Source organism: Nonomuraea sp. PA05 (assembly GCF_008086045.1).
Taxonomy (GTDB): Bacteria; Actinomycetota; Actinomycetes; order Streptosporangiales; family Streptosporangiaceae; genus Nonomuraea; species Nonomuraea monospora.
In genome coordinates this window covers 50,530-64,246 of the sequence record NZ_VSEY01000029.1, presented here as the reverse complement: position 1 = coordinate 64,246, position 13,717 = coordinate 50,530, and the positions used below count along the sequence as shown (strand labels likewise).

Here is a 13,717-nt window from a genome sequence, read left to right as displayed (position 1 = left end):
GGGGTGCGCGAGGTCAGTCGTGCGAGTCATCCCCTCCGTATGACAGGTGTCATCCGGCGCGGCGGCTCGAAGCCCGGGAATGACAGTACGCTTCATTGCCGCCCTCGTCCGGCGGCCGGATCGCTCTCGGGAAGGACGGTGCCGATGCCTCACGCGGCGAGGCCCACGGTCACGCTGCACGACGTGGCCGCGGCGGCCGGCGTCTCGGTCGCCACCGCCTCCCGGGTCCTGGGCGGCAGCACCAGGAAGGTGGCGCCCGAGTACGAGGCCCGCGTGCTGGCCGCGGCGGCGGCCCTGCGGTACACGGTGGACGCCTCGGCCAGGGCGATGCGCCGGGCCAGCGACTCGATCGCGCTGGTGGCCGACGACCTCACCACGCCGTCGATGGGCATGGTGGTGGCCGCGATGGAGCGGGAGGCCCGCACGGCGGGGGCGTTCGTCACGGTGTCGTCCACCATGGCGGCCTCGGAGCGGCAGTCGCAGACCGTCCGCGTGCTGCGCTCGCTGCGCCCGCGCGCGCTGGTGCTCACGTCGAGCCGCTACCTCGACGACGAGCGGCTGGCGAAGGAGCTTGCCGCCTACGAGCGGGAGGGCGGCCGGGTCGTGATCGTCGGTCACACGGACCTGACCTACGACTCGATCAATCTCGACAATCACGGCGCCGGGCATTCGATGGGCGTTTTCGTCGCGGAAAGCGGGCACCGCCGGGTGGTGATTCTGACCGGCGGCCAGGAAATGCGGAACATGGCCGAGCGCACGGACGGATTCGTCGCGGGATTGCGCGCCGGAGGTGTGGCCGAGCGCGATATCCGGATCATTCGCTGCAAGGTCGACCGGCAGGGCGGATTCGAGGCGGCACGCGCGCTGGTGGCCGAGGGAACCGCAGGTGCGCAGGCGGTTCTCGCCTCCAATGACGCGGTCGCGATCGGCGCCATGTCGGCTTTCCGCGAGGCCGGGCTGAGCGTGCCGGAGGACATTTCCGTGACGGGGATCGACGACATTCCGCTCGCCGGTGACGTGACGCCGAGATTGACCACGGTGGCGCTTCCGCTGGCGCAATCCGGGGTGGAGGCGATTCGTTTCGCGCTGGGCGACGCGCAGGCTCCGCGCCGCCTGATTCTGGCGGGCCGGCTGGTCGTCAGGGACAGCACCCGGGCCCGTCCGTAGCCCGGCCGCCGGGTCGCCGCGGCACTCTTGACGCTCGCGTTACAGCCATGCAAACTGCGGAATACGTTTTCCCGGCAAGGCGGCCACCCCCCGTCTCTGGCCTCAGGAGGTCCCCCCATGCTCCCGTCGCGGGAACCCGCGTGAGCGCGATCCACGAGTTGCAGCGCATGCGCCGGGGCAGTGGCGGCACCCTCGGCGGCAAGAAGGACAACAAGGCCGCCGCGGCGTTCCTCGCGCCCTGGTTCGTCGGCCTGCTGCTGGTCACGGCGGGCCCGATCGCGGCCTCGTTCGTGCTCGGCTTCACCGACTACAACCTGATCCAGCCCCCGGTCTTCAACGGCCTGGACAACTGGGCCCGCATGCTGAGCGACACCCGGCTGCACCACGCGCTCGGCGTGACGCTGCTCTACGTGGTCGTCTCCGTGCCGCTGCAACTCGCCCTGGCCCTGGCGCTCGCCCTGGTGCTCGACCGGGGGCTGCGCGGGCTGGCGTTCTACCGGTCGGCGTTCTACCTGCCGTCGCTGCTCGGCTCCAGCGTCGCCATCGCGGTGTTGTGGAAGCAGATCTTCGGCGCGGACGGCCTGGTCAACCAGGTGCTCGGCATCGAGGGGCAGGGCTGGATCTCCGATCCCGACACCGCGCTGGGCACCCTGATCGTGCTGAACGTGTGGACGTTCGGCGCGCCGATGGTGATCTTCCTGGCGGGCCTGCGGCAGATCCCGGTCATGTACTACGAGGCCGCCGCCACCGACGGCGCCGGCAAGTGGACGCAGTTCAGGAAGATCACGATCCCGCTGCTGTCACCGATCGTCTTCTTCAACCTGGTGCTGCAGGTCATCCACGCCTTCCAGTCGTTCACCCAGGCGTTCGTGGTCTCCGGCGGCAGCGGCGGCCCGTCGGACTCGACCCTGTTCTACACGCTGTACCTGTACCAGCGCGGCTTCGGCAACTTCGACATGGGGTACGCCTCCGCCCTCGCCTGGCTCCTGCTCGTGATCATCGCCGGTTTCACGGCCGTCAACTTCTGGGCCGCCAAGTTCTGGGTCAACTACGATGACTAGCCTCCTGCGCAAGGCGCTCAAGCACGCCGCCCTCATCGCGCTCGCGCTGATCATGCTCTATCCGGTGCTCTGGATGGTGGTCAGCTCCCTGCGCCCGAACAACGAGATCTTCCGCCGCCCCGGCCTGATCCTCGACAGCCTCCAGACACAGAACTACGGCGACGGCTGGAACGCGCTGGCCTCCCCGTTCGGCCACTACCTGGCCAACTCGGCGATCCTGGTGCTGGCCTGCATCATCGGCAACCTGGTGTCCTGCTCGATGGCGGCCTACGCGTTCGCCAGGCTGGAGTTCACCGGCAAGAAGCTGTGGTTCGCCATCATGCTCGGCACGATCATGCTGCCGATCCACGTGATCATCGTGCCGCAGTACATCCTGTTCTCCCAGCTCGACTGGATCAACACGTTCCTGCCGCTGGTGGTGCCGAAGTTCCTGGCCACGGACGCGTTCTTCGTCTTCCTCATGGTGCAGTTCATCCGCGGCCTGCCGCGCGAACTGGACGAGGCCGCCAGGATCGACGGCTGCGGCCACGCCCGGATCTTCGTCCGGATCATCCTGCCGCTGATGCTCCCGGCCCTCGCCACCACGGTGATCTTCACGTTCATCTGGACCTGGAACGACTTCTTCGGCCAGCTCATCTACCTGACCGACCCGGAGATGTACACGGTGCCGGTCGCGCTGCGCTCCTTCGTGGACGCCACGGTGTCCACCTCGTGGGGATCCATGTTCGCGATGAGCGTGGTCTCCCTGCTCCCGGTATTCCTCGCCTTCCTCGTCGGCCAGCGCTACCTCATCCGGGGCATCGCGACCACCGGCGGCAAGTAGAACCCCCAGGGAATCATCATGCGACGAATCGCTCTCGCCGTTGCGACGGCACTCATGCTCAGCGCCTGCGGCAGCGGCGGCGGAAACGCGAGCCAGGAGCTGTCCAAGGACCCCGTCACGCTGCGCTTCACCTGGTGGGGCGCCGACGAGCGGCACAAGCGCACCCAGCAGGTCATCGACGCCTTCCAGAAGAAGCACCCGAACATCACGGTCAAGGGCGAGTTCAAGGACTGGAACGGCTACTGGGAGAGCCTGGCCACCACCGTGGCCGCCAACGACGCGCCGGACATCATCCAGATGGACGAGCTGTACCTGTCCTCCTACGCCGAGCGCGGCGCCCTGCTCGACCTCGGCACCGCCGCGAAGTACCTCAAGACCGCCGACTTCGACAAGACCGCCCTGGACACCGGCCTCGTCAAGGGCAAGCAGTACGCGCTGCCGGTGGGCCTGGCCACGTACGCGATCGTCGCCAACACCGACCTGTTCGACCAGCTCAAGATCAAGGTGCCCGACGACGCCACCTGGACCTGGGACGACTTCAAGAAGGTCGGCGACGAGGTGTCCAAGGCCGGCGGCGGCAAGGTCACCGGCGTGCAGTCGTTCGGCTTCGACGCGGGCAGCCTGAACATCTGGGCCCGTCAGCAGGGCGCGGCCCTGTTCGACGAGGCCGGCAAGGTCGTCGTCCCGGAGAGCGTGCTGGCCGGGTACTGGACCTACCTGCGCGACCTGGCCAAGACCGGCGTCGCCCCCGCCCCGTCGGTGACGATCGAGCGGGCCGGCGGCTCGCTCGACCAGTCGGGCACCGCCACCAACGCCTCCGCCCTCGCCACCTGGTGGAACACCCAGCTCCCGTCGCTGGCCACGGCCAGCGGCCAGAAGCTGAAGCTGCTCAAGCTGCCCGGCGAGTCGCAGGCGGCCTCGCCCGGCGCCTACTTCAAGCCGTCGATGTACTGGTCGATCTCCTCGCGCAGCAAGCACCCGGCCGAGGCCGCGCTGTTCGTGGACTTCCTGGCCAACAGCCAGGAGGCGGCCGACGTGCTGCTCACCGACCGCGGCATCCCCGCCAACACCAAGCTGCGCGCCGCCATCGCCCCCAAGCTGGGCGAGTACGACAAGGCGGCGGCCGAGTACCTCGACTCGGTCAAGGTCGGCACCGCCCCCCGGGTGACCCCGAACGGCGCCAGCACCATCGAGGCGATCATCAAGCGGCACACAGAAGAGGTGCTGTTCGACCGGCAGACCCCCGAGCAGGCGGCCAAGTCGTTCATCACGGAGCTGCAGGCCGAGATCGACGGCGCCTGAACCCCCGCACCATCCGAGCAGAGGAACACCTTGTCTCAACGCACATACCGGGCCGCGATCATCGGCACCGGCGGCATCGCCCACGCCCACGCCCAGGCCGTGCAGGCCTCCGGCGGCCGGGCCGAGCTCGTGGCCGTGGCCGACGTGGACGCAGGCCGGGCGCGCGAGTTCGCCGGCAAGTACGGCGTGCCGCACGCGTACGGGAGCGCCGAGGAGCTGCTGGCCGCGCAGGACCTCGACTTCGCGCACCTGTGCACCCCGCCCGCGCTGCACACCCCGCTCGCCCTGGCCTGCCTGGAGGCCGGGGTGACGGCGCTGGTGGAGAAGCCGCCGACGCTGTCGCTCGCCGAGCTCGACACCCTGATCGAGGCGGAGAGCCGCTCCACCGCCCGCGTCGCGACCGTGCTGCAGCACCGCTTCGGCGCGGGCGCGCTGCGGCTGCGCAGGCTGGCCGCCGACCTCGGCCGTCCGCTGCTGGCCACCTGCCACACGCAGTGGTACCGGGACGAGGCCTACTACGCGGTCCCGTGGCGCGGCACCTGGGAGTCCGAGGGCGGCGGGCCGACGATGGGGCACGGCATCCACCAGTTCGACCTGCTGCTGTCGGTGCTCGGCCCGTGGAGCGAGGTGACGGCCGTGGCCGTCAGGCAGGCGCGCGCCGTGGACACCGAGGACGTGTCGATGGCGCTGGTCACGTTCGAGAACGGCGCGGCCGCCACCGTCGTCAACTCGGTGCTCTCCCCGCGCCAGACGTCCGAGCTGCGCTTCGACTACGAGCACGCCACGGTCGAGGTCGAGCACCTGTACGGCTACACCGACGACGACTGGACCGTCACCCCCGCGCCCGGCCACGAGGACGTCACGGCCCTGTGGGGCGCCGACCCCAGCAGCGCGTCCAGCGGCCACAGCGGCTGGTTCGCCGCCGTGCTCGACGCCCTCGACCAGGGCCAGGCGCCGCCGGTCACGACCGCCGACGCCCGGCAGACGATGGAGTTCATCGCCGCCCTGTACGCCTCCGCCTTCACCGGGGAGCGCGTCCGGGCCGGACAGATCACCGCAGACAGCCCGTTCGCCCTGCGCATGGACGGCACGGGCGCTCCCTGGAGGAACCAGTGACTTTGCAGGCCACGCACGCGCTCGGCCACTCGGTCGCCGTCACGGCGGGCGGCGTCGAGCTGTTCACCTACGTCTACCGCCCGGACACGCCGGTGCTGGAGTCGCCGAAACCGTACCTGCATCCGATCCGCACCCGTGGCGGCCGGCTCGTGTCGCTGTTCAGGCCGCACGACCACGTCTGGCACAAGGGCATCGCCTGGTCGCTGCCGTGCGTGGGCGAGCACAACTTCTGGGGCGGGCCCACGTACGTCGCGGGCGAGTACGTCCAGCTCGACAACAACGGCAGCGCCACCCACCGCGAGATGACCACCCTGACGGCGGAGGCCGGCCGGGCCGTGATCGGGCACGCGCTCGACTGGACCGCTCAGGACGGCGCCCCCGTCATCGAGGAGCGGCGGGCGCTGACCGCGACGCTCATCGACGACGCCACCTGGGCGCTGGTCTTCGAGACCGCCATGGCCAACGTCTCCGGCGCCACCATCGACTTCGGCTCCCCGACCACCAAGGGCCGCGAGAACGCCGGCTACGGCGGCCTGTTCTGGCGCGGCCCCCGCTCGTTCACCGACGGCGTCATCCAGTCGCCGGACGGCGCGGGCGGCGACGAGCTGCGCGGCAGGCGCGCCGAGTGGTTCGGCTTCCGGGGCAAGCACGACGAGACCGGCGACGGCTCCACGATCGTCATGGTGGACGACACCGCCAACCCGCAGCACCCGCCGCAGTGGTTCGCCCGCACCGAGAACTTCGCCTGCCTCAACCCCGCGCCGTTCTTCAGCGAGGAGGTGCCGCTGCCCGACGGTGAGACCATCCGCTTCAGGTACGCGGTCGTCGTCGCCGACGGCGACCGGGGCGAGGACGGCTGCGCGCTGCTGGCCCAGCACGGCAGGGACGCACTGAGATGACCTTCCCGGGCGGCACCTCGATCAGCCGGCTGACCGTCTACACCGGGGCCTGCGCCGACGGCCTGGAAGGCGGCACGCCGCACCTGCACACCGCCTCCACCGAGGCGTACGTGGTGATCGGCGGGCGCGGCACGCTCCAGACGCTCGACGTGCACGGCCTCAGGGAGACCGAGCTGAGCGCCGGTACGACCGTGTGGTTCACGCCCGGCACCATCCACCGCGCCGTCAACGGGGGCGAGCTGGAGGTCGTCGTGGTGATGTCGAACGCCGGGCTGCCGGAGGCGGGGGACGCCGTCATGACGTTCCCGCCCGAGGTCGTCGCCGACGCCGCACGCTACCGCGAGGCCGCCACGCTACCCGCCGTCGACGTCGAGCAGGCGGTCGAGCGGCGGCGGGAGCTGGCCGTGGAGGGCTTCCACCGGCTGGCCGAAGGCGGGCCCGAGGCGCTGCGGCACTTCTACGACAGCGCGGTCGCCCTGGTCAGGCCCAAGGTGGCGGGGTGGCGGGAGATCTGGGAGGCGAACGTCGCCGAGCAGGCCCGCCGCACCGCCGGGGTGCTCGACGCCCTGGAGCGCGGTGACGGCTCGCACCTCCAGGAGTCCGCGCTGATGGAGAGCCCGCCGCAGGAACGCTGGGGCATGTGCGGCCACCTGCGGGCCCACGACGTCGCCCACCCGGTCGTGCACACCCCGCACTGACGCCCGCGCCAGTCCCTCACCTGCTCCGGAGCGCTCCGGAGCGCACCCTGCTCCGGAGCGTTCCGGAGCTCACCCCCCACTCCGAGGAGCAGCGATGTTCCGTGCCCGTCTCCTGGTGGCCGCCGCCCTGGTGGCCGCCTTCCTGCCTCCCGCCCAGCCCGCCGCCGCCGTGGCGGGCGTCACGTACTACGTGGACGCCGCCGCCGGTGACGACGCCGCCTCCGGCCAGGACGCGGCGCACCCCTGGAAGAGCCTGGCCAAGGTCAGCGCGACCACGTTCCAGCCCGGCGACCGCATCCTCCTGCGCGCCGGGCAGCGCTGGAGCGGCGAGCAGCTCTGGCCCAAGGGCTCGGGCGAAAGCGGCGCCCCCATCACCGTCGACAGCTACGGCGAGGGCGCCAAGCCCCGCATCGACGCCGCCGGTCAGGCGGGCGACGCCGTCCGGCTGTTCAACCAGGAGTTCTGGACCATCAGGAACCTGGAGGTCACCAACGAGGCGCCCGCCACCGGCACCCCCGGCGAGAACCTGCGCGACCTGCGCGGCATCCACGTCTCCGGCGACAACGGCCAGACCCTCGACGGCTTCGTCATCGACGGCGTAGCCGTGCACGACGTCACCGGCGAGGTCAACTGGATCGGCGGCAGCAGCGAGAACGACGAGCCGGGCGTGCACTTCGGCACCGGCTGGGACGGCTCGAAGAAGACCGGGGGCATCGTCTTCGACACGACGGTCGCCGACGCCCAGGCGCCGGGGCAGGCGACCGTGCTGAACGACGTGGTGGTGCAGAACTCCACGGTCGCCAACACCTCGTTCGCCGGGATCGTGGTCAAGCAGTACACCGGCGACGGTGAGAACGCCGTCCCCACGGGCTGGGGCACCCGGCAGAACGCGGACGACCCGAAGTTCACCCCGCACACGAACATCGTCATCAGGAACAACCACGTCACCCAGGCCGGCACGGCCTACGGCTGCAACGGCATGTACGTCACCAACGTGCGCGGCGCGCTGATCGAGCGCAACGTCGTCTTCCGCACCGGCACCTCCGGCATCGAGACGTACTACGCCGACGACGTGACGTTCCAGTTCAACGAGGTGTACGAGACGCAGCAGAAGGCCGGCGGCGCGGACTCCAACGGCATCGACCCGGACAAGGGCACCACCCGGCAGGTCGTCCAGTACAACTTCCTGCACGGCAACGGCGACGGCGTGCTGCTGTGCCAGTTCGGCTTCGGCGACGCGGTGGTGCGCGGCAACGTCATCGCGGGCAACAGCCGCTACCAGATCTACCTGCACTCGGACCGCGCGGCCACCGCGAAGATCTACAACAACACCATTTACAACGACAAATCCGGATACCTGATCTATGGGTACGGCAGCTACCTCGACGCCCGCTACGACATCACCAACAACCTGCTCTACTCCACCAGGGCGGGCGCGGTCCTGACGACCAGCCCCACCATCGCCTACAGCCACAACCTCTACGGCGGCGCCGCCCTCACGGTGCCACCGGGCGACCAGGCCGCCGTGGTGACGGCGGACCCGCTGTTCGCGGACGCGCCGCTCGACGGCCCCTACGGCACCCCGGAGACCGGCCCCGCCCTCCGGACGGCCCACGGGCTGCGCGTCACCTCCGGCTCGTACGCCATCGACGCGGGCACCGCGATCGAGGGCAACGGCGGGCGTGACTACGCCGGTGCGGCGCTGTACAACGGCGCCCCGGACCTCGGCGCCTTCGAGTACGCCACCGCCTCCGGCGCCACCACCGAGTCCATCACCGGCACCGTCCGCACCCCGTCCGGCGCGCCCATCGCGGGGGCGACGGTGACGGCGACGGCCGCTTCTGGCACGGTCACGACCGGCACGGACGGGCGCTTCGCCATCAGGCACGTGCCGTTCGCCGACGGCATCGAGGTGACCGCCACCAGGAACGGCTACGCGACCGCCACCGAGACCGTCGCCGTCCGCCCGGGCAACGTCACCACCGTCGCCCTCACCATGGCCTCCACCAGCACCGTCGGCACGATCATCGGCAAGGTTCTGGACCAGGCCGCCCAGCCCCTGCCCGCCGCCACCGTCACCGTCAGGGACGGCGACCAGACCCTGGCCACCGCCACCAGCGCAGCCGACGGCTCCTACACGGTGGACGGCGTCCCCGTCGGCGAGGGCTACACGCTGCGCGCCACCGCCGGCGGCTTCGAGCCGAAGACCAGGACGGGCCTGAAGGTCGAGGCGGCCACCACGACGGACGCCGGATCCCTGCTCCTCGTCCGCCCCACCCCCGACTACGTGGCCGTGCACGACTTCGACGACCTGCCCGCAGGCCCGTTCGCCGGAACAGCCGACCTGGCCGTCACCAGCGGCGGCGGCAGCGTGGAGATCGTCGACAACGCCGGCGACAGGAACATCAGGCTGACCCGCACCACCAACAGCGGCGTCACCAGCCTCACGACGGCCTCCGCGCTGAAGGGCGTCGTCACCGTCGAGACGAACGTCATGAGCACACAGCCCTACGCCTCGGGCAACCACTGGTGGTCCATCCCGTACGTGAAGGACGCCGCCGGTCAGAGCGTCGTCAGCCTCGCCTTCACCAAGAACACGATCGTCGCCTACGCCGGCTCCGCCACGAAGACCGTCGGCGCGTACGAGCCGGGCCGCTGGTACCACGTCGCCGCCGTCATGGACACCGTCAACAAGCGCTTCGACCTGCTCATCGACGGCCGCAAGGTGCTCGAAGGCGCCGCGTTCAGAACCCCCGTGGACACCCTGGCCAAGCTCGAGTACGCCGCCACCAGCACCAACTACGGCAGCGTCGACCTCGACGACATCCGCGTCTCCCAGGGCGTCGGCCTGTCCCGCGACGACGCCGCCCTGCTCAGCCTGGACACCAGCCAGGGCACTCCGGCGGACGGGGTGCTGGAGGTGCCGGCGCGCGTCACCGAGGTGTCGGTCACCGCCGTCGCGCGCAGCCCGTTCGCCAGGTCCGTCGCCATCGACGGCGCCGGCACGGACGGCGCCCAGGCCACCCGCACCGTCACGCTCGGCGACACCGGGGCGGAGGTCGCCATCGTGGTCACCGCCGAGGACGGCACCCAGGCCACGCACACCCTGCGCGTCCAGCGCCGCCCCCTCGCCCAGGACACCACGCTGACCGGCCTCGCCACCTCCGCCGGCACCCTCGACCCGGCCTTCGACCCCGATGAGCACGACTACGCCCTGACCATCCCCGGCGACACCCTCACCGTCACCCCCACCGCGCTCAACCCGAAGGCCGCCATCACGGTTCAGGGCAAGGCGGTCGCGAGCGGCACCGCCGCGCCCGCCGTCCCGATCCCGGTCGGCGACACCGAGGTGGCCGTCAAGGTGGTGTCGGAGGACGGCACGGCGGACGCCACGTACACGATCAAGGTCACCCGCCCCGAGCCGGAGCTCCCGCAGGACGGCGCCAACGCGCCGCCCGCGCGGGCGGCGCTCTCCGCCACCAGCGACCACCCGTACGGCAGCTACGACGTGACCATGAACCTCTGGTACGGCGTCAACGGCAGCGTCTTCGTCCTGTACGAGAACGGCAAGGAGATCGCCAGGCGCGACCTCACCCCGAACACCCCGCGCGCCCAGCGGGCCACGGTCGAGATCACCGGCCAGCGCAACGGCGCCCACGTCTACACCGGCGAGCTGCTCAACCAGGCCGGCCGCACCGCCACGACCACCCTCAAGGTGGACGTGACCAGGGCGAACCCCGGCAAACCCGTGCTGAGCAGCGACAACTGGGACCACGACGGCTCGTACACGATCCGCATGAACATGTGGTGGGGCACCAACGGCACCACCTACCGCCTCTACGAGGACGGCGTGCTCATCGACACCCAGCGGCTCACCGCCGGCACCCCAGCCGCGCAGAGCGCCGCCACCGTCCTGACGGGACGCCCGGCGGGCACCCGCACCTACGTCGCGGAGCTGTCGAACGAGGCGGGCGCGACCCGCGGCGAACCGCTGGCCGTGGTGACAAAATGACCGTCATGGACGACGGGGCCGCGCCCACCCTGCACGACGTCGCCCGGGAGGCGGGGGTCTCCGTCGCCACCGCCTCCCGCGCGCTCAACGGCAGCTCACGCAACGTCAGGGCCGAGAACGCCGACCGCGTCCGCGCGGCGGCGGCCCGCCTCGGCTACGAGCCGCACCTGTCGGCCCAGGCCATCGCCAAGGGCTCGACCAGGACCGTCGCGCTCGTGGTGCGCGACGTGGCCGACCCGTACTTCTCCTCCATCGCCGCCGGCGTCGGCCAGGCAGCCGAACGGGACGGGCTCATCGTCACCATGGCGGTGGCCGGCGGGTCGCCCGAGCGGGAGCTGGAGATCGTCAGGACCCTGCGCGGCCAGCGCCCGCGCGTCATCATCGTCACGGGAAGCCGCATCGACGGGGCGGGCACCAGGGACGAGCTGATCGACGAGCTGGAGGCGTACCGGACGGCCGGCGGGCGGGTCGTCCTGATCAGCCAGCGCGACCTGCCGTTCGGCACCGTCACCATCGACAACCACGGCGGAGCCGCCGCCCTGGCCCGCGCCCTGCTCGGCGCGGGCTACCGCCGCTTCGCCGTCCTGCACGCGCCGCCCGCGCTGCGCACCTCCCGCGACCGGCACGAAGGCTTCCTGTCGGGGCTGCGGGGGGTGCCGCCGCCCCTCGCCGTCGAGACCGACTTCACCCGCGCGGGCGGCTACGACGCGGCGCGGCGGCTGGTGGAGCGGGGGATCGGCGACGTGGAGGCGGTGTTCGCGGTCAACGACGTGATGGCGATCGGCGCGATGACGGCGTTACGCGACGCCGGGGTGGTGCCGGGGGCCGGCATCGGGGTGGCGGGGTTCGACGACATCGCCTCGACCGTGGACGTCGTGCCCGCGCTCACCTCGGTGACCGTGCCGCTGCGCGAGGCGGGGCTGAGCGCGATGCGGCTGGCGTTGTCGGACGACGAACTGGGGGAGACCCGCCTGCCGGCCACCGTCGTCCTGCGCGCCAGCACCCCGCCGCGCCGTTTAACGTGATGCGGACCATGAGGCCCGTCCGCGATGATCACGTCGCATGAACTTCGAGGAGCTGATCCACCAGGCGCGGACCACCCCGTTCGAAGGCTGGGACTTCTCCCTCCTGCGCGACCGCGTCACCTACGACGGCGAGCTGCCCTGGGACTACGAGCGCCTGGCCCGCGAACACCTCGCCACCGCCACCTCCGTCCTCGACCTCGGCACGGGAGGCGGCGAACTGCTCGCCTCCCTCACCCCGCTGCCCCCGCGAGCCGCCGCCACCGAAGGCCACCCGCCGAACCTGCCCATCGCCAGAGCCCGCCTGGCACCCCTGGGCGTCGAGGTCGCCGACCACCCCCGTGCCTTCCCCGACGCCTCCTTCGACCTCGTGCTCAACCGCCATGCGGCCTATGACCCGGCCGAGGTCCGCCGGCTGCTCGCCCCCGGCGGGACGTACCTCACCCAGCAGGTGTCCGGCCACGACCTGGCGGAACTCAACACCGCCCTCGGCGGCCCGCCGCACCCGGACCACGGCTGGGACCTCGCCACGGCCACGGCCGGCCTGGGCCTGACGGTCACGTGGAGCGCGGCGGCGTCCTTCACCACCACCTTCCACGACGTCGGCGCGCTGGTGCTGTTCCTGCGTGCGGTCACCTGGCAGGTGCCGGGGTTCGAGGTGGGCGCGTACGAGGACCGGCTGCGCGCCCTCCACCAGGACATGCCGCTCCAGGCCACCGCGCACCGCTTCGCCCTGCTCGCCGTAGCGCCGTAGAATCTTTCGAAATTTCGTGAAGTGTCAGCTTGTGTCCGCACGCTCCAGGCAAGAGAACGGGGGTTCGGTGAACGACTTCGACCGCGAGGACCTGGGACGGATCACGGCGCGGGCAGAGGAGATGCTGGTCCACGTCGAGCAGCTCAAGGGCGAGATCGACGTGGTCGTCGGCTATGGGGAGGCGGCGGACGGCCAGGTGCGCGTGACGGCGGGCGCCGCGGGGCGGCTCACGGGCGTCACGATCGCGCCGGGCGCGTTGCGCCTGGACGGCCGGGGACTCGCCGAGGCCGTGCTGCGCGCCGCCCAGGAGGCGCACGACGACGCCGCCCGTCAGGTGGACGCCATCATGGTGGGCCCGCCTGGGGACGAGCTGTTCTAGCGAACGGTTGTGGCCGGTGCGGCACTCGCCCACCTATGACCCGTTGTGTCCGCCCGGGTGCGCTGCCTTTTTACCACCCGGCTACAAAGATCAGCATCCATGGAGGGGTTTTCCTCACCGGTTCGCACGCCATAGCGGTGGCCTTCCGGGCCGCCGGGATGCGAGGCTGCCCGCAACCGCCCCGGTCCTCCTGCGAATGGGTGACCGGGGTGGCGCCCGCAGGTGCACCGAGAGGAGTGCTGCAGATGTCACACGACGCCAGCCGCGTCGCGGCGAAGCGGATCAACGACCACGTGGAGCTCATTCACGCGGACAACCCGGACACGGTGCTGGAAGTTCCTCGCCGTGACTGGGAGGCGTTCACCGCGGCCGTCAAGTCCGGCGCGTTCGACCTCGAAACGCTCAACCGCCAGGCCGAGCAGAGCAACGTGGCCTGACCTTCCGCAGCACAACGGCGCCCGCCCCCTGCCAAGGGGGCGGGCGC

General features: G+C 71.3%; 13 protein-coding genes and 1 pseudogene. 13 read left to right on the top strand and 1 reads right to left on the bottom strand.

The features are described 5' to 3' along the window. Nucleotides 1-39 precede the first annotated feature (39 nt). Nucleotides 40-246 (top strand): annotated as a pseudogene (locus FXF51_RS63900) (LacI family DNA-binding transcriptional regulator); the annotation flags it as partial. Here the strand turns inward: FXF51_RS63900 and FXF51_RS63010 are convergent. Then, complete coding sequence (locus FXF51_RS63010; RefSeq protein ID WP_187414793.1) at nucleotides 150-377, bottom strand: hypothetical protein; 228 nt, start codon at nucleotides 375-377, stop codon at nucleotides 150-152. The pseudogene FXF51_RS63900 and the gene FXF51_RS63010 sit on opposite strands and share 97 nt — an antisense overlap. On the opposite strand from FXF51_RS63010, the gene FXF51_RS38070 reads away from it, so the two are divergent. The 12 genes from FXF51_RS38070 (at nucleotide 358) to FXF51_RS38015 (ending at nucleotide 13,670) form a co-directional block, all read left to right on the top strand. After that, the gene (locus FXF51_RS38070) at nucleotides 358-1,167 is read left to right on the top strand and encodes a LacI family DNA-binding transcriptional regulator (protein ID WP_187414792.1); all 810 of its coding nucleotides are present in this window, start codon (nucleotides 358-360) and stop codon (nucleotides 1,165-1,167) included. The two genes, FXF51_RS63010 and FXF51_RS38070, sit on opposite strands and share 20 nt — an antisense overlap. 167 nt (nucleotides 1,168-1,334) lie before the next feature. After that, nucleotides 1,335-2,228, top strand: a complete 894-nt coding sequence (locus tag FXF51_RS38065) for a carbohydrate ABC transporter permease (protein ID WP_148439709.1) — start codon at nucleotides 1,335-1,337, stop codon at nucleotides 2,226-2,228. After that, nucleotides 2,221-3,051 (top strand): carbohydrate ABC transporter permease, encoded by an 831-nt coding sequence (locus tag FXF51_RS38060; RefSeq protein ID WP_148439608.1) that lies wholly within the window; start codon nucleotides 2,221-2,223, stop codon nucleotides 3,049-3,051. The genes FXF51_RS38065 and FXF51_RS38060 overlap by 8 nt, the downstream gene beginning before the upstream one ends. 18 nt (nucleotides 3,052-3,069) lie before the next feature. Beyond that, nucleotides 3,070-4,353: an ABC transporter substrate-binding protein gene (locus FXF51_RS38055; protein WP_187414791.1), complete on the top strand. Its 1,284-nt coding sequence runs from the start codon at nucleotides 3,070-3,072 to the stop codon at nucleotides 4,351-4,353. A gap of 30 nt (nucleotides 4,354-4,383) precedes the next feature. Then, nucleotides 4,384-5,469 (top strand): Gfo/Idh/MocA family protein, encoded by a 1,086-nt coding sequence (locus FXF51_RS38050; RefSeq protein WP_148439606.1) that lies wholly within the window; start codon nucleotides 4,384-4,386, stop codon nucleotides 5,467-5,469. Then, nucleotides 5,466-6,368, top strand: a complete 903-nt coding sequence (locus tag FXF51_RS38045) for a PmoA family protein (RefSeq protein ID WP_148439605.1) — start codon at nucleotides 5,466-5,468, stop codon at nucleotides 6,366-6,368. Before FXF51_RS38050 ends, FXF51_RS38045 begins: the two co-directional genes overlap by 4 nt. Further along, nucleotides 6,365-7,066, top strand: a complete 702-nt coding sequence (locus FXF51_RS38040; protein ID WP_148439603.1) for a cupin domain-containing protein — start codon at nucleotides 6,365-6,367, stop codon at nucleotides 7,064-7,066. Before FXF51_RS38045 ends, FXF51_RS38040 begins: the two co-directional genes overlap by 4 nt. A gap of 94 nt (nucleotides 7,067-7,160) precedes the next feature. Further along, the gene (locus FXF51_RS38035) at nucleotides 7,161-11,078 is read left to right on the top strand and encodes a carboxypeptidase regulatory-like domain-containing protein (protein WP_148439601.1); all 3,918 of its coding nucleotides are present in this window, start codon (nucleotides 7,161-7,163) and stop codon (nucleotides 11,076-11,078) included. A gap of 5 nt (nucleotides 11,079-11,083) precedes the next feature. Beyond that, on the top strand, nucleotides 11,084-12,103 hold the full coding sequence (locus tag FXF51_RS38030) for a LacI family DNA-binding transcriptional regulator (RefSeq protein WP_148439599.1): 1,020 nt from the start codon (nucleotides 11,084-11,086) through the stop codon (nucleotides 12,101-12,103). Between the two features lie 37 nt (nucleotides 12,104-12,140). Beyond that, nucleotides 12,141-12,854, top strand: coding sequence for a class I SAM-dependent methyltransferase (locus FXF51_RS38025; RefSeq protein WP_148439597.1), 714 nt, complete (start codon nucleotides 12,141-12,143; stop codon nucleotides 12,852-12,854). A 67-nt stretch (nucleotides 12,855-12,921) separates the two neighbouring features. Next, entirely contained in the window at nucleotides 12,922-13,233 is a 312-nt protein-coding gene (locus tag FXF51_RS38020) for a YbaB/EbfC family nucleoid-associated protein (protein ID WP_148439595.1), read from the top strand. 245 nt (nucleotides 13,234-13,478) lie between these two features. Continuing rightward, complete coding sequence (locus FXF51_RS38015) at nucleotides 13,479-13,670, top strand: hypothetical protein (RefSeq protein ID WP_148439593.1); 192 nt, start codon at nucleotides 13,479-13,481, stop codon at nucleotides 13,668-13,670. The last annotated feature ends 47 nt before the right edge of the window (nucleotides 13,671-13,717 follow it).